The organism is Enterovibrio norvegicus FF-33 (genome assembly GCF_000286835.2).
Taxonomy (GTDB): Bacteria; Pseudomonadota; Gammaproteobacteria; order Enterobacterales; family Vibrionaceae; genus Enterovibrio; species Enterovibrio norvegicus_A.
This window is the reverse complement of record NZ_AJYD02000038.1, coordinates 1,109,355-1,127,102: the sequence shown is the minus strand read 5'-3', so window position 1 is coordinate 1,127,102 and position 17,748 is coordinate 1,109,355. Positions and strand designations below refer to the sequence as shown.

Here is a 17,748-nt window from a genome sequence, read left to right as displayed (position 1 = left end):
TTTTGCGTTACCGTGGCTGTGTTGGTTGTTTTTCCAATCTTGTTAATCCAAACATGACGGGAAAGCCACTGTGCATCCGAAATACCTTATCGAAAGGCGCGCATATTTTTTGCTGCGCCTATTTTTTAGCCGACCATATGTACGGCAGTTTAAATACATGGAAACAATTTTTGTTTCCTCGACAATTATCACTTTCCTTTAGGCAATTAGGTATTTCGATTTGCCTTGATAAAATCTAACATCGTCTATGATTGATTAGGCACATACTTATGGCTAAAAAACCTAAAATCTTAGATCGAACTCGCATCATACAATCCATCATTTTATGCCTCGTTATCGCATACACCACTAAATACATTTTTGGTGGGGCACTGATGTATCACTTTGCTATTTCTGCTGGATATGGCATTGCTTTCACGATCGCAAATATTACTATTTCTAACGCTTATCCTCATCGCCCAGTTGGACGAAACATCATTTTGGCGACACTCATTGGTATGCCATTCGGCACCATCAATATGCTGTTATGTATATATTTCTATAAAGGCATTTGGAAAATCGGTGCCATTATGCCGATTCTTATCGTCACTATGGCTATTGCTGTCTTTATTGCATACTTTTTTATTGCACGAGAACGAGCAAACCGCGCCGAGTCCGAATTGAAGGACATCCAATTAAGGCAAGCTGAGCAAGAAAAAGCACTTATCAATAGCCAGTTAAGAAATCTTCAAGGACAAATGGAACCCCATTTTCTTTTTAACACATTGGCTAACATTCAAATTTTGATTGAAACTGATGCAGCAAAAGCAAAAAAACTTCTCGGGAAAATCACCGAATTGCTTCGTGCTAGCCTCAAACAACAACGTAAAGACACCATTACATTAAGTGATGAATTAAAGTTGCTAGACAGCTATTTAGCTATCCAGCAAATCCGCCTGTCAGAGCGTATGGGATATAGCATCTCACTTGATGACTCTGTATCGCCACAAACACTGGTTCCTCCTTTTCTTATACAACCTGCCGTCGAAAATGCCGTTGTTCACGGTATCGAACCCTCAATTAAAGGGGGTCATGTTCATTTACATTTCTCTCGCAATAATAATGTTATTACCGTTGAAGTGTCTGACAATGGTATTGGCTTTAATGAGGCGTCGAAAGGAAATGGTCTCAGTATGAAAAATGTTAGACAACGTCTTTCGGTACTCTATGGCGAACACGGGAAACTTGAACTTATTCCACATAGTGACGGCGGATTTACAACAAGGATTTCAATTCTATGCGCGCATTGATTGCCGATGATGAACCATTACTTCGCCACCACTTAAGCAAATTGCTCAGTGAACTCAGTACAAGTATCGAGGTTGTTGCCAGTGTTAAAGATGGCATTGAAGCTGTTGATAAAATAATCCAACTCAAACCCGACGTTGTGTTTTTAGACATCAGAATGCCAGGGCTGGATGGGCTAGATGTAGCAAGTGCCATTAACAAACTGGATGTATTGCCACGTATCGTCTTTGTAACTGCTTACGATCATTATGCAATTGAAGCTTTCGAAAAAGGGGCGATTGATTACTTAGTCAAACCAATTGATGAATCCCGCCTCCAAAAAACGTGCGAACGATTAGAGAGCCAGCTTGAACAGAACCTTAATCGAGACGACTTAATCCAACTACTTACTCAAACACAAGTTAAACGAGAATCACCTCTTACATGGCTAAAAGTAGCTAAAGGTGAGGATATACACCTTATTCACGTGGATGATGTCGAGTACTTTAAAGCAGAAGATAAGTACGTGACCGTTGTCACGCAAGACAGTGAGTACATCATCAGAACGCCCCTGAAAAGCTTATACAAAAGTCTATGTAGTGATACGTTCTGGCAAATCCACCGTTCGATCATCGTCAAGGTGGCATCAATTAACCGAGTATCTCGAGATATCACTGGAAGAATGGTTGTTGAAATGACCAACGATAATCGAAAACTCCCCGTTAGTCGAAACGCAAACGCATTGTTCAAGCAAATGTAACACCTCCATACATCAACCACCTGTATTCTTAGCGCTCGCATTTACGATTTATCTGGATGATTCACCCTTTGTCGCATCGTACTTTTCATTGAGCCTAAGCGATATAAAGTGGCGGCATACAAAACACGCTTTTTCGTATTTGGAGGCAAGGAATGCCACGTAAAGACAGCTTACTTAGTCGCACACTCATCTGCGGCATCCTCGTTTTTACAAGCATTATGCCTATCTGGTTTGCTCAAGTTAACGCTGACCCTATCCCGAAAACACTTCAGGAAGTATTCATCGATGCAACGTCAGGGGTAAGCGGGGCTGGAGAGCATGTGTTAAGTGCCGTCGACAGTCTACTCAGACAATATCCAGAAGATGCCTTGCTCACCGCATACTACGGCAGCACCCTCTATGTGAAAGCCAGAGATTCTTGGTTACCTTGGGACAAAGAAAAGTACTCAACGTTGGGTATGGCGTCACTCAACAAGTCGTTAAGATTGCTGTCTAACGAATCATTTTCCAAACCCTATTACGGTCTGAACGAAGGGATTTACATACAATCCATTGCGGCTATAACATTTGTGAATACGCCGGATTTACTTCATCAAAAAGCGCGTGGGTATAATATGCTCAAAAACATGTTAGCGTCGGAACAACTTCAGTATTATCCATTTGAACCACAAGCATGGATACACCTTGGTGCGGTAAAAGCGGCTTTGGATATGGAAGAACCCCATGTTGCACAAGCTTGGGCACAAGAAATGAGAAAACTTGCTCCGACTCACCCTCTTACGCAAGAAGCCTTATCTCTTACGGCAAATACCAACGCATAGCCTTTTAACGAAAGGCTCTTTTCGAGTCTTTATGTCCCCTTATCCATTCTCGACATGACATCCTGCCGATTTATACGTAACTTCAAACTCAGCAACTTTTTTGTCACTTTGATGGTCTTACTCAAGCAATCTCAAGATGCTAACTTGCAGATATTGAAGTCACCGCATCTAGATCGAATTTACAATTCACAATGTCAGAGAGGGCTTTCATGCACTTACGTCTTGTCTCACTTCTTTTTATATCGGTATTGGCGGGATGCGCAAAAAGCGTTTACACCGACTACGATCAACAGTATCCCTACAGTGACATTCAATCTTTCAATATCGTCGCCCACCCATCTTCTGTACCGATCTCTTTGGATGACAGTCGAATAAAACGCGCGGTAGAAGAAGAATTACTCCTACTGGGCCTGACGGAGGCCGATAACGCCCCAAGTGTAAATATTCGATACTTTATTGAGTCTAAAACTGAAAGTGTGGCTTATGGTCCATCTTTTCGTTTTGGTTATGGCTTCAATCGAATTGGCATTGGTTACGAAACCCCCGTTCGTGTTGAAGAGCGAGACTATGGACAACTGGTCGTGGAGATGGTCGACCCAATCACAAACCAAGTGATTTGGCGCGCCATATCGAATAGAAAGCTCACTGATAACATGACGCCATCAAGCAAAAATGTTTTCATTCAGGAACAAGTCAAAGAAATGTTCAAACAGTTTCCTCCGGATAAAAGCAGCTAAAGCAGCGTTTGCTTCAATAGCGAATGTCGGCCAAGACTAGAATGGAAGAACAATACATGTCAGCAACACTACTTATTAAAAATGTTGTTATTCGTGGTCAAGAATCCCTCTCGCAAATTTTAATTGAAGATGGCGTGATTCGTGTCATTGAAAGCAATGATATAGATATCTGTGCCAATCCTGACATCAAGGTTATCGATGCAGAAAAAGGCATGGCCTTGCCGCCATTTTGTGAACCACATATTCACTTAGACACCACCCAAACAGCTGGCGAACCACGCTGGAATATATCAGGCACACTGTTTGAAGGAATTGAGTGCTGGGCAGAGCGCAAAGCGCTCTTGTCGATTGAAGATGTGAAAAAACGTGCCATGCAAACACTCAAGTGGCAAATCGCGAACGGCATCCAGCACGTTCGCACACACGTTGATGTCTCTGACCCCAAGCTGACCGCGCTCAAAGCCATATTGGAAGTGAAAGAAGAAATGAAAAACTGGGTGGATATCCAGATTGTCGCATTTCCACAAGAAGGCATTCTTTCTTACCCCAATGGCAAAGCGTTACTGGAAGAAGCCGTGAAAATGGGAGCGGATGTTGTGGGCGCAATACCCCACTTCGAATTCACCCGCGAGTACGGTGTTGAGTCGTTGCATTTTGCATTTGAGCTCGCGCGAAAATATGATCGGCTTATCGACGTACATTGCGATGAAATCGATGATGAGCAATCCCGCTTTGTCGAAACTGTTGCTGCGCTGGCACACAAACACGATATGGGCGCCAAAGTCACTGCCAGTCATACCACGGCAATGCACAGTTATAATGGCGCGTATACTTCACGGTTATTCCGTTTACTTAGCATGTCAGGCATCAATTTCGTCGCCAACCCTTTGGTGAATATTCATCTGCAAGGTCGATTTGATGATTATCCGAAACGCCGTGGCATAACTCGCGTAAAAGAAATGCTGGCCGCCAATATCAACGTCTGTTTTGGCCATGATGATGTGTTCGACCCTTGGTACCCACTTGGGACTGCCAACATGCTACAAGTCGTCCACATGGGCATGCACGTCTGCCAGATCATGGGGTACGACCAACTGAATCATTCTCTTGATCTAATCAGCCATCACTCAGCACGCACGCTAAACATTCAAGGTCGCTACGGCATTGAAATTGGAAAGCCAGGTAACTTGATTATTCTTCCTGCAGAGAATGATTTCGATGCTCTACGTCGTCAGGTCCCAGTGCGCTTCTCCATACGCCACGGAAACGTCATAGCAGAAACACATCCAGCAACAACATCGATCCACTTGCAGTCCACAGAAGTCGTTACTTTTAAACGCTAGGTTTCCAATGCCCTGCAACAACTGGGCATTGGCTCCCCATGTCCGTTCGTCGCGTTAAATTTGCGATGTTGTTTTCAAAATATGGCTAACTTTCTATACACTTTAATAATGTGAGTGTTTAATAGAGTGATGCTTTTACAACGATGAGAATCACGCCATGCCCCCTCAGATCATCATTCTCAACGGCACAGGTAGTTCGGGAAAAACCAGCATTGCCCGCGTGCTCATCGAGAAACTGCAAACCCAGTATCTAAATTTCAGTATTGATAGCGTCTTGTATTCACTTCCTCCTAGCGATCTTCAAAAAATGATGGCGGGTAAAGCCATTACTCGCGACGGTTACAGTTACACAAAATTAGTGGAAGGTTACCATCAAGCTGCACGCGGACTGGCAAAGGCAGGCTGCAGATTGATTCTCGATAATGCATGGATACCTGAGAAGGAAAAACTCGATATGCTCAACGCATTGTCAGAGTTTGATGTTTGTCTCGTAGGCGTGAAATGTCATTTGCTTGTGGCAATGGAACGAGAACGCCAGCGTGGAGATCGTGCCATTGGATTGGCAGAAAGTGAATACAACCATGTACACACCAATATGAGCTATGACTTTGAAGTAGACACAACAAAACTCTCTTCAGAGGTCAGTGCTGACCAAATCATGGCCTTTTTCAAAACTAAGCCTGCACTTTCAGGCGCACCCACCAGCAGAAAAACGTTAGAAAAGATCGCGATATCCGAAACTCAAGTCGCAAACTAACGCAGACAAAAACCCGCGATGTTTTTATTTCTTTTCTTGGCACACTGAGAGTTCAACCAGAACACTAACGCGAAGCAGCTTAAAAACATTGTGCCCCCACCTCCGCCGCCACCAACTGCTTCTGCGCTGGGCTGATCTGAGCCTGATGTTTCCGACATCGACAATGTTGCGCCCTCAAAGGCTTGAGAACCATAAATCATCACGTAGTACGTGCCCGCACTCATTCCAGACAAGGAACAAACTTCCTGATTTGAACTTGATGACGATCGGCAGTCATACAATGTGGTAGTCGGTGCTGCTCCTGCTCGTACATAAAGGTCTGCATCACCCAAACCTCCAGCCAAAGAAATGGTTACGCCACCCGCAGAAAAACCACTAGCATTCAGTGTTGCGCGATTTGAAGCTAACACGCCAGCACTGGTGATGGTAAAGGAATAATAAATTGCCTCACCAACAGTGCCCTGCAGATTGGTTATCGGTGTCGCAGGGTCGATAGGGTCAGCGCGCTGTTCTGGCGGCAACGATGGCGTGCTTTTTTGCAGAGATAATGCCACACCAGCAAAGTCACTATAGCCATGAAGCATCACATAGAATGTGTCTCCTGCCTCGCCAGATGCCGTGCATGTTTCATTATTTCCGTAATAGTAGGGCCGGCAATCGAAATCTGACTGAGACGGTGTACTACCGAGGTTCAAATACAAGTCTGCGTCACCCGAACCGCCAGCGATACTCACGTCCAAATCACTACCATCGTCAGGTATCTCGAAGAGATAGAACAACATGTCGCCCCGGCTGCCCGCGAGGCTTAACACACTCTCTCCTACCGCTAATGTTTGAGGTGGCGTTACCGTAACATCAAGTTCTATCGTTGCACCGCTATAACTCGTGTCTCCAACCACCAACACGTTGTATTCGCCGCTTCCCTGCAAGGTCACGTCGCACACTTCATTGTTGTTTGCCCCAGCCGCGATGCAATCATAATCCGAAGGAGTCGGCCAGCCGTTGTACTTCACATACAGGTCGGCATTACCCGTCCCACCAGACATGGCGACAGTAGCATTATCCGTGTTTGTCGGAAGCGAGAAGTAATAATAGGTTTCAGATCCCGCACCGCCGCTAGTATTCGAAACTGGTATTTCATCCAACAATTCGATTGCATCCAAACAGGCGTAGACACCCACCTGTTCAAAAGCGTCGATCACATCTGAAGTGTTGTAACCGAGATCGTCTGCGGCTCGAACAACGCCGCAACCGCCATCATCAAAATCAGAGCTTGCTTCCCAATACAGTTTGTTGGCGAATGCAAACGCTTCAAATGCCTTTCTGATATCCCAACCTGAGGTATTGGCAAGGAGATAAAAAGCACGATTAAACACACCGCTCGAGTAGTGAACATCCATACCCGAATAATACTCACTGGCATGATCAATCGAACGACCATCATCGGATGGGGTCACGAAGTAGCGCAACCCGCTGCCAGTTTTGAAGATGTCAGCACCGACTACCCAATCAACACTACCCTTCCAGTAATACTCTGCCGCCTCACCCGCAATATCGGAAAAAGCTTCATTGATGCCGCCCGACATTCCCGAATAAATCAGATTGGAATTTTGACTTGTGAATCCATGGCTAACCTCATGCGCAGACACATTGACATCTACCAAGGGATAAAAGGTGCTGTAACCATCTCCAAATGTCATGGATGATCCATTCCAAAAAGCATTTTCGTAGTTGTTGCTGTAATGCACCCTCATCACAAGCTGGAAAGAAAGGGGCGCCATACTCAGCCAATCGTTGTACATATCAAACACAAGCTGACCAAAGAAATGCGCATCGTTCAAAGGAGAGTTGGCACCGTTGATGCTTTTGTGTGTATTGGTATTGCTGCTGTCATTACACGTATATGAAAACGCGGTAGACCCCGACGTTCCATGGTTCAAATTAACGGTTTTCACATTGGTATTCTCAAGCGTACAAGTATTGTCTGCCTTATTGATATTCAAGCCTGCGTAATCAACACCGTAGTCATAACGCCCTGTTTTCGTGTTGCCACCTGGCCCTTGACCAATATCTGCCGCATGCGCTAAACCTTCCCACATTTTGAGGATATTACCCGTTTTTGCATCGATGTAAGCATGTGGTCGTGTTGGTTTTTGAGTTGGAATAAAAAAGCTGACTTCATAAACTAAGCGAGGAATATTGTTATCATCGAGCCATACAAACAACTCGCTAGTTTCATCTTCAGGGATAACAACATCAACAAAAGGCGGTGACAGCAGGTACTGATTTTTAAGTAATTGTTTTGCACGTTGATGACTGACCGAGGGGGTGACGGCCGTCAAACTTTGAGACAACCCAGTCACATGTTTACCGCGTGCATTGGAAAAACCACCAGCATCTTTATCAGAAACAATACGGCCTTTTCGAACAGGCAGACCTTGATAGTATTGCTGGTGTTTCGACTTGACCTTGCCATTAGGCAAAACAACGGTTTCGATAGGTACAAATCCAGAAAATGGCGATTGCGAGCGCGAATAGGTAGCGCGCTGAACGTCTGAGAGCAATGCGCTTTGACCGCTTACCTTTTCGATGTTTGCTGCAGTCGCGACGGCGACTGGCGAACAGAGAAAACACAAAGCACTGAATTGACGCCAACATACCATAAATACAACACCAAAATCTTATATGAGACAGCTGATCGATATTCAATAATCATGGTTGATGATCGGTGATTGATAAAGGCATGGACATGAGTTAGTAGCGGTTATTCTTGGCACGGAAATGTGTATCAATGTAAGGCGCTGATGTGCAATACATTGTGTTATATCGCCACTATCTGTGGCCACCGTCGTTTTCCAACACTGACCTGCACACCAATACGAAAACACCTGCAAACCCCACGATCTCCTTCAACACGCTAAACTTTAGGAAATAGCGGCCTCGCTAACTGCGCAATATCAAAAACAGCGCTTGCTGTCCCTTGATAAGCCTCAATTTAGTCAGTAGTGTTGCGCCGAAGCATTTTACCGATTTAAGTACTCGCGTATAACAGGAAGCACCAGTGGAACAACTTCAGTCACTCATCACTTTTTTTAGTGAGCACAAATTTCTCCTGACCTTGTTGATCATCACCGTCATCTGGACGATTCGACGCATCATGATCAAGTTCATTTGGGGCGATACCAATTTTCTTAGCGAAGAACAGCGCAAATGGATCTCACAAACCAAAAACGGATCCTTCACCATTCTGCTGATCGTGATGTTTTTGGTCTGGCAGTCAGAGATCAATGAATTTGCACTGTCACTGACTGCCATTGCGGTAGCCGTGGTGGTTGCTTCGAAGGAAATCATTCTGTGTTTTACAGGATCGATCCAACGCGCGAGTTCGCGGTCGTTTCAAATTGGTGAATGGATTGAAGTCGGCTCTCTGTGCGGTGAAGTGATTGAGCACAATTTGATGGCGACAAAAATTCAGGAAATCGATCTCTACCACGGGACGTACAACTACACAGGTAAAACTGCTACGTTTCCTAACAGCCTATTTTTCACCACACCAGTAAAGAACCTTAATTTCATGAAACGCTATGTTTATCATGAATTTAAAATCACAGTAAAAGAAACAACCAATTTATACCCAATGGTACCAAGCCTATTGGCGCACATTGATGATCACTGCCAAGATTTCTATGAAGTGGCCACGCGATACAACCATGTGATTGAGCGTCATGCTGGTGTCGATCTCCCTGGCGCCGATCCGCACGTACAAGTCACATCGACGGACTTAGGAGACCCACAGGTCCATATTCGTATATTTTGCCCGACAGAACGCGCCACAGAATTAGAACAGTTGATCCGCGAAGATTTCATGACGCTTTATTGCGAACGCATACTAAAACACCCCCCCATTGCGATATCAGAAGACTTGCTGACAGAGCTTGAATCTAAGGCCCTACACTGCTGATTCATCAGAAAAGTCACGCCATACGGCTGCCTCAATAAAAAGGCAGCCGTAACTTGTTACTGCCTAATTACCTAAACCCTCGCTGCACCACAAAGTAAAAAAATCATCATTCCTCATAAAGAAAAGTACTTTTCTTCACCGCTTTTATTCACTATTGCCTTTTTTTGTACTTACATTGTTAAACAGATGTTAACACCAACGATGTTCATCTTTTAACCATGAGGAACTAAAAATGCTGTCTACAAGGAAAACGTTAACCGCCTTTGCTGCATGCTGTACCGCTTTCTCAATGTCCGCTTCTGCGGCGACCGAATTAACCATCGCGACGGTGAATAACGGTCACATGATCGAAATGCAAAAGCTTAGCGAAGAGTTTGAAAAACAGAACCCCGATATAAAACTTAATTGGGTGACACTCGAAGAAGGTGTACTCCGTCAACGTGTCACTACAGATATCGCGACCAAAGGTGGTCAGTTTGATGTCATGACAATCGGTATGTACGAGACCCCGATTTGGGCAGAGAAAGGTTGGTTGAAAGAAATCGAAACCGATGCTGCCTACGACGTAGATGACCTACTTCCGTCAATGCGCGCAGGCTTATCAGTCGACGGCAAACTATATGCCGTTCCGTTCTACGGCGAAAGCTCCATGGTTATGTACCGTAAAGATCTGGTCGACAAGGCCGGTATGACAGTCCCAGATCGCGCAACGTGGGGACACATTCGTGATGTTGCCGCAGCGATTCACGATCCGGATAACGGCGTTTACGGTATCTGTCTTCGTGGTAAACCTGGTTGGGGCGACAACACCGCTTTCGTCACCACCATGGCGAATTCGTTCGGCGCTCAATGGTTTGATGAAAACTGGAAACCACAGCTAAACTCGCCAGAGTGGAACCACGCCGTTAACTTCTACGTGGATCTTCTGAGCACTTACGGCCCTCCGGGCTCAAGCTCGAACAGCTTTAACGAAATCCTCGCCCTGTTCAATGAAGGCAAGTGCGGTATGTGGATTGACGCCACTATTGCAGCATCATTCATTACCGATCCAAAACAGAGCAAAGTGCATGACAAAGTCGCCTTTGCACAGTCTCCTGTCGCTGTCACCGATCGCGGTGCAAACTGGTTGTGGGCTTGGGCGCTGGCAGTACCCGCAGCAACCCAAAACACGGAAGCAGCACAGAAATTTGTCACTTGGGCTACGTCAAAAGACTACATCAAGTTAGTGGCTGAGAAGAATGGTTGGGCAAGCGTACCGACAGGTACACGCCAATCAACGTATGAGACACAAGCATTCCTTGATGCCGCATCGTTTGCTGAAGCGGAACTAGCTGCCATCAATTCGGCAGATCCCGCCAACAGCACACAGAACCCAAGCCCTTACGTTGGTGTTCAATTTGCTGCCATCCCTGAATTCCAAGCGATTGGTATTGCGACGGGTCAGCAATTGTCTTCTGCACTAGCAGGCAAAACAACGGTAGAAAAAGCGCTTCAAAGTGCCAACAAGTCAGCTGATCGCGAAATGCGTAAGTCTGGGTACTACAAGTAAACCCCTTTCGCCGGACAGTTCGCTGTCCGGCTACTTCTTCTTTAGTTTTTCGGATAGTCGCTATGCAAAAATGGTTGCCTCGACTGCTGGTTGCGCCCTCCTTTGTCAGCTTGCTGCTCTGGATGATCGTCCCTCTTTCCATGACGATATATTTCTCAACCATCAGATATAACCTGCTTTACCCCGGAGAGAACGAATTTATCGGCTCGATGAATTTCGAGTTCTTTTATACCGATGATGCATTCTGGCCTGCACTGATCAACACCTTGACCTTAGTTGGCATGGTGCTAGTGGTCACTGTAATTGGCGCGCTGCTCATCGCCATTGCGTTAGATAAGCCCTTTTTTGGTCGCGGCATTGCACGTGTCCTGCTTATTTCTCCTTTTTTCATCATGCCCACTGTCAACGCCCTGATCTGGAAAAATATGATGATGCACCCCGTTTATGGTGTGCTGGCATCAGTGTGGGAAAGTGTTGGGCTGGAGCCTATAGATTGGCTTACCGCTTTCCCTCTTGGCTCCATCATCACCATGGTCAGTTGGCAATGGATGCCCTTTGCACTGCTCATTTTTATCACATCGCTACAATCGATGGATCACGAACAAAAAGAAGCGGCACTGCTTGATGGTGCAACAGGCTGGCAAGTGTTTCGTTATCTCACGCTGCCACACCTGGCCCGTCCCATTGCGGTCGTGATGATGATTGAAACCATCTTCATGTTGTCGATATTTGCTGAAATTTTTGTCACCACAGGCGGCGGTCCGGGCTACGAGTCCACCAACCTCGCCTTCCTGATCTTCGCGCAAGCACTGATGCAATTCGACGTGGGTGTCGCCTCTGCGGGTGGTTTGATTGCAGTCATTCTCGCCAACATTGTTGCGTTCTTCCTCATCCGTGCCATTGGCAAAAACTTGGTCGCTTAAGGAGGCATCATGGCTAAACAAGTTTCACTTATCGACCAAACTGGCTGGCTCCGTCCCATTATTTGTTGGGCATTGGCGCTACTGGTCTTTTTCCCAATTTTTATGATGCTAATAACGGCATTCAAAACCGAACAACAAGCGATTTCGGTGCCACCCGCGTTCATCTTTGAACCAACGATTGAAAACTTTGGCATTGTGCAAGAGCGCAGCGACTACATGAAGTTTGCGATTAACTCGGTGATCACAGCGTTCGGCTCAACAATATTGGCGTTACTCATTGCGATTCCCGCGGCCTATTCCATGGCGTTTTATCCTCAAAAACACACCAAGGATATGTTGCTTTGGATGTTGTCTACCAAAATGCTTCCAGCGGTTGGCGTATTGATCCCTATCTATGTGCTGTGCCAAAAGACAGGACTGCTCGATACCACGTTTGCACTCACGATTATTTATACCCTGATCAATCTGCCGATTGTGGTGTGGATGCTGTTCTCTTACTTCAAGGACATCCCGCGTGACATCCTTGAAGCAGTGCGCCTTGATGGTGCAGATACGCTAGGAGAAATTCGTCATGTGTTGCTTCCATTATCGTTAGGGGGCATTGCTTCTACCGCATTGCTATCCATCGTATTGAGTTGGAACGAAGCATTTTGGTCAATCAACTTAACGTCTGCTAACGCAGGCACGCTGGCCACCATGATTTCCACCTATTCAAGTCCAGAAGGATTGTTCTGGGCGAAGCTGTCTGCTGCATCTACGCTTGCGTGTGCGCCTATCGTCATTCTGGGTTGGTTCTGTCAGAAACAACTGGTTCAAGGATTAACCTTCGGGGCTGTTAAATGAGCTACTTACAAGTCAAAAACTTATACAAGAAATACGGTGACGTCCTTGCGCTTAAGGACATCGACTTCGAGATTAAAAAAGGGGAATTCGTTGTTTTCGTGGGACCGTCAGGTTGCGGTAAATCAACGTTGCTACGGACAATTGCCGGCTTAGAGTCTTCTTCTGACGGGGATATTCGATTGGACGGTGAGTCGATCATTGAAACCCACCCCTCTAAGCGCGACGTGGCCATGGTGTTTCAAAGCTATGCGCTTTATCCGCACATGTCGGTGAAAGACAACATGTCATTTGCGCTCAAACTAGCAAAACGCCCACCGCAAGAAATAGAAGAAAAAGTTGGTAACGTTGCCAAAGCACTAAAACTTGAAGCACTGCTTGACCGTAAGCCAAAAGCGCTTTCCGGCGGTCAGCGTCAGCGGGTGGCCATTGGTCGCGCCATCGTGCGAAATCCAAAAGTCTTTCTGTTTGATGAACCTTTGTCTAACCTCGATGCGGCGTTGCGTGTCGAAATGCGCATCGAACTTTCAAGGCTGCATCAAGAACTTCAAAGCACCATGATTTACGTCACGCATGATCAAATTGAAGCCATGACGTTAGCCGACAAAGTGGTGATCATGAGCCAAGGTGAAGTTGCCCAAATCGGTACACCACTTGAGCTTTATCACCAGCCTGCCAGCCGTTTCGTTGCCACCTTCATCGGCACACCCAAAATGAATACCTTGTCCGTTAACAAGGTATTTAGTGGAGAGATGTTAGACGTTACCTTCAATGACGACGCCCGAATTCTTTTACCCAAAGAGGCATATACAGAGCGCGCTTTGGAAGCCGGAAGCATTGGCTTTCGCCCTGAATCCTTGAGCATTTGCGCCACCGATGAAGGTCATATCAACGGAGATGTCGAAGTCATCGAACAGTTGGGCAGCGAAACGCTAACCTACGTCCGTACCTTAAGTGGCGAAACCATCGTCGTGCGTGCAGACCCTAAATTCACGCCTAAGTTGCGTGATGCTGTTGGCGTAAAATTGGACCCATCAAAAGTTTATCTTTTTGACAAAGAAGAAAAAACCACCAACATATACGGCGAGGTTAGCCATGTCTGAAAACAACCGCCTTGTGCATTTTGGTATTGGTGCCTTCCACCGCGGTCATCAGGCTTTTTACTTGAAGCTGCTCAACGAGCAGCTCCCAGAAGCTGATCGCTGGTATTACACCGATGTGAATTTACGAGATGACACACGCCGTATACCCGATGCGTTGAAACAGCAACAAGGTCTCTATCATTTCAAACGCATCGCCCCAGATGGCACTGCACAATACATTGAGATAGACAGTATCGACCGCGTAGAAGATGCCTCAGCCGACCCTTCTGTGATTGAACGTATATTCAATGATAGCGCCGTTAAAGCCCTAACTATTACAGTGACAGAAGCGGGTTACTACCTTACTGACAGCGACGATCTCAACCTCGCCAATCTTGAGATTTCACATGACATAAAGGTAATTAGCCAAGGTAGTGGACAACCTCAAACTCTGTATGGCTACCTCGCACTCGCACTGCTCACTCGCCAAAGTATGGCATCAGGCGCTATCACCGTCGCCACGTGCGATAACTTACGCGACAACGGTAAGCGTCTTGAAAAAGCTTTTGGTCAGTTTATTGAGGCCGCTGAGTTAAGTGACCTTTCAAACTGGATGAGTGACAACGTCACTTTCCCGTGTTCGATGGTGGACAGAATTACACCCGTGCCACCAGCGAATCTGTCACAAGAGATTAAGCGAGAGTTAGGCGTGGATGATGCCTGCCCAATCATGGGCGAAAATTTCGAGCAATGGGTCATCGAAGACAAATTCGCGACCGACTTTCCCCCATTGGAAAAAGTCGGCGTGACCTTCACCAACAAGGTGCATGCGTTTGAAGAAGCAAAAATCCGCATTCTAAATGGCGGACATTTTCTGCTGTCCTATGTCGGTGCGCTGCGTGGCTATCAAACCTACGATGAGAATGTTCGAGACGCCAATCTCAACGAATGGCTCAAGCAGTATCATCAAAATGAAGTCATCCCGACGATTTACGACCGACCGTTTGATTTAGAAGAATATCGAGCAATCATCATTTCTCGTTTCAGCAATGCTTACATTGCCGATTCCATCGAACGTATAGCAATGGACAGCATCAGCAAATTTCCACAGTTTATTTTGCCAACGGTGAAACTCAATCTAGAACGAGATTATATCCCGACCGCTGCCATGAGGCTCATTGCACACTGGTACTGCTTTCTGGCACTCAACATCAGTGGTCGCTTTGCGTTTAACTATAAAGACCCCTACCTCGCGGTTGCAGAAGGGTGGATGGAGCAAACTGACCCAATCGATGCCTTCTTGCAAGACCCTGATGTCTGGCAGGGGCTCAATCAACGTTATCCGTTTTTCGGTGAATCCCTTGCCATTCAAATCAAGCAGACCTTAGACGAATATGAGGAGCGCTACCCATGACACTTTCTCTCGACCTTCACGGTAAGCCGGTGCTCGATAGCAAAGTCGCGTTACTTAGTGGTGCGAACGGTGGCATTGGTCTGGCGGTGGCCTATGCCTACCTCGCCAGCGGGGCGAAATGTGTGATAGTCGATTTACCCCAAGATCCCTCCCCTGGCGTGAGTGCCCTACTCGATAAATATGGCGACAACCTTGCGTATCTGCATGCTGACCTCACAGATGCTGAGGCGCGTCAGCATATTGTCAGCGCCGTAGTATCGAAGTTTGGCGGCATTGATGTGCTGTTTAACAATGCGGCGGTGTTCGACATGGGGCCGTTCCTTGAAGCCACTGAAGCGCAGTTTGACAAGCTGTTCAACGTCAACGTGAAAGCCATGTTCTTTCTGATGCAAGATGTCGCTAAGGCGATGGTTGAAGCTGGGAACGGTGGCAAGATCATCAATATGGCGTCACAAGCAGGACGACGAGGAGAAGCGCTCGTCGCCCATTACTGCGCGACCAAGGCTGCGGTGGTCAGCTATACCCAATCCGCAGCGCTTGCCCTTGCAGAGCACGGGATTACAGTGAATGGCATTTCGCCTGGCGTGGTTGATACCCCAATGTGGGATAGCGTGGATGCCCTGTTTGCCAAGTACGAAAACCGCCAACTGGGTGAAAAGAAAAAACTCGTGGGTGAAGACGTCCCCCTCGGGAAAATGGGTGTGCCCAATGATATTGCCGGCATGGCACTGTTTCTTGCCTCGCCGTTATCGGACTACATCACCGCCCAGACATATAATGTCGATGGCGGCAACGTGATGAGCTAACGATATGACGACCTATCTCGGTATTGATATTGGTACGTCAGCGGTGAAAGTGCTGTTGGTTGACAGCCACGGTGATGTACTTGATAGCCACTCAGAATCTTATGGGATCGACTCGCCGCAGCCATTGTGGAACGAGCAAAACCCAGATGTATGGTGGCAAGCCACCGTCAATTCGCTCAAAGCGCTACAAGCCGTGAATGAATCAGCATGGCGTCAGGTTGCAGCGATTGGGCTATCAGGCCAAATGCACGGTGCAGTGTGCCTTGATGACCAAGGCCAACCATTGCGTCCTGCTATCTTATGGAATGACGGTCGCGCCTTCCAAGAGAGCGCAACACTCAACCGTTTGTGCCCGAACATAGGACACACCGCAGGCGTTCCGGCCATGCCTGGCTTTACCGCGCCAAAGCTGCTTTGGTTGCATGAACATGAACCTGACGTTTTTCGCCGTATCCACAAAGTTATTCTGCCGAAAGATTATGTCCGTCTAAAACTGACCGGCACGTATTGTACCGATGTGAGTGATGCAGCCGGCACGGTATGGCTCGATGAAGCCAAGCGCGATTGGGATGATGACATTTTGCAAGCTTGTCACCTGACGCGAGTGCAAATGCCAACGCTGATTGAAGGTAATGGAAACAGCGGCACACTGCTAGAAGACATCGCAAATCAACTTGGCTTATCCACGCAAGTCTGTGTCGCAGGAGGCGCGGGTGATGCGTCAGCCGGCGGTATTGGCATTGGGGCGATCAACGAAGGCGATGCCTTTTTATCTCTCGGCACATCTGGTCAGATATTCGTTGCCAAAGAGCAACACCTCGCCAACCCAGATGCTTACATTCATGCCTTCGCACATGCGCTGCCAAACCGATGGTGCCATATGGCTTGCCTACTTAATGGAGCCAGTCCACTTCAGTGGTTTTCCACCATTACGTCAACACCCATTGCAACATTGTTAGAAGAAGCAGAAAGCCAGCACAATATTCATGACTCCGTCTATTTTCTTCCCTATCTCACAGGCGAGCGTACCCCGCATAACAATCCTTTTGCAACGGGCAGTTTTGAAGGTATTACGGGGCAGACCCAACGCAGTGACATGACACAAGCCATTCTGGAAGGCATCGCATTCAGCTTTCGAGATTGTTTGCTAGCACTCAACAGTCGTCATCTCTCTTTAACAGCACTTGGGGCCATTGGAGGCGGAGCGAAAAGTGCGTTCTGGCTTCAGATCCTAGCAGATGTATTAAACGTCCCCATTCACAAATACCAAGGCGCTGAAACCGGGCCAGCAATGGGCGCCGCTAGACTCGCTATTTTGAGCCACACTCAACAAGATATCGAATCAGTCTGCACTCCGCCGCCTGTTGAAGCGATCTTTTTGCCCGATCCCGACAGACACAATATCTATGTGAAAAAGCACGTGCATTTTGACCGTTTGTATCAAGCGCTGTCGCCGACCTATGGTCACACAAGCAAGTAGAGGTTACAC

15 protein-coding genes are annotated in these 17,748 nt (G+C 46.8%); 14 read left to right on the top strand and 1 reads right to left on the bottom strand.

What is annotated here, in order from left to right:
* Positions 1-269 precede the first annotated feature (269 nt).
* The 6 genes from A1OO_RS13300 to A1OO_RS13275 all read left to right on the top strand — a co-directional run bounded on the left by A1OO_RS13300 (position 270) and on the right by A1OO_RS13275 (position 5,684).
* A complete protein-coding gene (locus A1OO_RS13300) occupies positions 270-1,289 on the top strand; it encodes a sensor histidine kinase (RefSeq protein WP_016960414.1) in 1,020 nt (339 codons plus the stop codon).
* Positions 1,277-2,026, top strand: a complete 750-nt coding sequence (locus tag A1OO_RS13295) for a LytR/AlgR family response regulator transcription factor (protein WP_016960413.1) — start codon at positions 1,277-1,279, stop codon at positions 2,024-2,026. The genes A1OO_RS13300 and A1OO_RS13295 overlap by 13 nt, the downstream gene beginning before the upstream one ends.
* Positions 2,027-2,178: 152 nt before the next feature.
* On the top strand, positions 2,179-2,847 hold the full coding sequence (locus tag A1OO_RS13290) for a hypothetical protein (RefSeq protein WP_016960412.1): 669 nt from the start codon (positions 2,179-2,181) through the stop codon (positions 2,845-2,847).
* Between the two features lie 209 nt (positions 2,848-3,056).
* Positions 3,057-3,584, top strand: coding sequence for a DUF4136 domain-containing protein (locus A1OO_RS13285; RefSeq protein WP_017003306.1), 528 nt, complete (start codon positions 3,057-3,059; stop codon positions 3,582-3,584).
* 56 nt (positions 3,585-3,640) lie between these two features.
* The gene (locus A1OO_RS13280; RefSeq protein ID WP_016960410.1) at positions 3,641-4,927 is read left to right on the top strand and encodes a cytosine deaminase; all 1,287 of its coding nucleotides are present in this window, start codon (positions 3,641-3,643) and stop codon (positions 4,925-4,927) included.
* A 157-nt stretch (positions 4,928-5,084) separates the two neighbouring features.
* Entirely contained in the window at positions 5,085-5,684 is a 600-nt protein-coding gene (locus A1OO_RS13275; RefSeq protein WP_016960409.1) for a chloramphenicol phosphotransferase CPT family protein, read from the top strand.
* Here A1OO_RS13275 and A1OO_RS13270 read toward each other — a convergent pair.
* On the bottom strand, positions 5,681-8,347 hold the full coding sequence (locus A1OO_RS13270; RefSeq protein WP_017003305.1) for a M4 family metallopeptidase: 2,667 nt from the start codon (positions 8,345-8,347) through the stop codon (positions 5,681-5,683). The genes A1OO_RS13275 and A1OO_RS13270 overlap by 4 nt on opposite strands.
* Positions 8,348-8,745: 398 nt before the next feature.
* Between A1OO_RS13270 and A1OO_RS13265 the strand changes: the two genes are divergently transcribed.
* From A1OO_RS13265 to xylB, 8 genes are all read left to right on the top strand, one after another.
* Complete coding sequence (locus tag A1OO_RS13265; RefSeq protein ID WP_016960407.1) at positions 8,746-9,645, top strand: mechanosensitive ion channel family protein; 900 nt, start codon at positions 8,746-8,748, stop codon at positions 9,643-9,645.
* 232 nt (positions 9,646-9,877) lie between these two features.
* Entirely contained in the window at positions 9,878-11,194 is a 1,317-nt protein-coding gene (locus A1OO_RS13260; RefSeq protein WP_016960406.1) for an ABC transporter substrate-binding protein, read from the top strand.
* Between the two features lie 62 nt (positions 11,195-11,256).
* Positions 11,257-12,117, top strand: coding sequence for a carbohydrate ABC transporter permease (locus A1OO_RS13255; RefSeq protein ID WP_016960405.1), 861 nt, complete (start codon positions 11,257-11,259; stop codon positions 12,115-12,117).
* Positions 12,118-12,126: 9 nt separating this feature from the next.
* On the top strand, positions 12,127-12,960 hold the full coding sequence (locus A1OO_RS13250) for a carbohydrate ABC transporter permease (protein ID WP_016960404.1): 834 nt from the start codon (positions 12,127-12,129) through the stop codon (positions 12,958-12,960).
* Entirely contained in the window at positions 12,957-14,060 is a 1,104-nt protein-coding gene (locus tag A1OO_RS13245; RefSeq protein WP_017003304.1) for an ABC transporter ATP-binding protein, read from the top strand. Before A1OO_RS13250 ends, A1OO_RS13245 begins: the two co-directional genes overlap by 4 nt.
* On the top strand, positions 14,053-15,453 hold the full coding sequence (locus tag A1OO_RS13240; protein ID WP_017003303.1) for a mannitol dehydrogenase family protein: 1,401 nt from the start codon (positions 14,053-14,055) through the stop codon (positions 15,451-15,453). Before A1OO_RS13245 ends, A1OO_RS13240 begins: the two co-directional genes overlap by 8 nt.
* The gene (locus A1OO_RS13235; RefSeq protein ID WP_017003302.1) at positions 15,450-16,259 is read left to right on the top strand and encodes an L-iditol 2-dehydrogenase; all 810 of its coding nucleotides are present in this window, start codon (positions 15,450-15,452) and stop codon (positions 16,257-16,259) included. Before A1OO_RS13240 ends, A1OO_RS13235 begins: the two co-directional genes overlap by 4 nt.
* 4 nt (positions 16,260-16,263) lie before the next feature.
* The gene (gene xylB, locus A1OO_RS13230) at positions 16,264-17,739 is read left to right on the top strand and encodes a xylulokinase (protein WP_016960400.1); all 1,476 of its coding nucleotides are present in this window, start codon (positions 16,264-16,266) and stop codon (positions 17,737-17,739) included.
* Positions 17,740-17,748: the final 9 nt, after the last annotated feature.

Coding starts and splice junctions, on each gene's coding strand:
- A1OO_RS13295 (WP_016960413.1), top strand. CDS start 1,277: ATGCGCGCATTGATTGCCGATGATGAACCATTACTTCGCCACCACTTA.
- A1OO_RS13260 (WP_016960406.1), top strand. CDS start 9,878: ATGCTGTCTACAAGGAAAACGTTAACCGCCTTTGCTGCATGCTGTACC.
- A1OO_RS13235 (WP_017003302.1), top strand. CDS start 15,450: ATGACACTTTCTCTCGACCTTCACGGTAAGCCGGTGCTCGATAGCAAA.
- A1OO_RS13250 (WP_016960404.1), top strand. CDS start 12,127: ATGGCTAAACAAGTTTCACTTATCGACCAAACTGGCTGGCTCCGTCCC.
- A1OO_RS13240 (WP_017003303.1), top strand. CDS start 14,053: ATGTCTGAAAACAACCGCCTTGTGCATTTTGGTATTGGTGCCTTCCAC.
- A1OO_RS13255 (WP_016960405.1), top strand. CDS start 11,257: ATGCAAAAATGGTTGCCTCGACTGCTGGTTGCGCCCTCCTTTGTCAGC.
- A1OO_RS13280 (WP_016960410.1), top strand. CDS start 3,641: ATGTCAGCAACACTACTTATTAAAAATGTTGTTATTCGTGGTCAAGAA.
- A1OO_RS13290 (WP_016960412.1), top strand. CDS start 2,179: ATGCCACGTAAAGACAGCTTACTTAGTCGCACACTCATCTGCGGCATC.
- A1OO_RS13285 (WP_017003306.1), top strand. CDS start 3,057: ATGCACTTACGTCTTGTCTCACTTCTTTTTATATCGGTATTGGCGGGA.
- A1OO_RS13270 (WP_017003305.1), bottom strand. CDS start 8,347: ATGGTATGTTGGCGTCAATTCAGTGCTTTGTGTTTTCTCTGTTCGCCA.
- xylB (WP_016960400.1), top strand. CDS start 16,264: ATGACGACCTATCTCGGTATTGATATTGGTACGTCAGCGGTGAAAGTG.
- A1OO_RS13300 (WP_016960414.1), top strand. CDS start 270: ATGGCTAAAAAACCTAAAATCTTAGATCGAACTCGCATCATACAATCC.
- A1OO_RS13275 (WP_016960409.1), top strand. CDS start 5,085: ATGCCCCCTCAGATCATCATTCTCAACGGCACAGGTAGTTCGGGAAAA.
- A1OO_RS13245 (WP_017003304.1), top strand. CDS start 12,957: ATGAGCTACTTACAAGTCAAAAACTTATACAAGAAATACGGTGACGTC.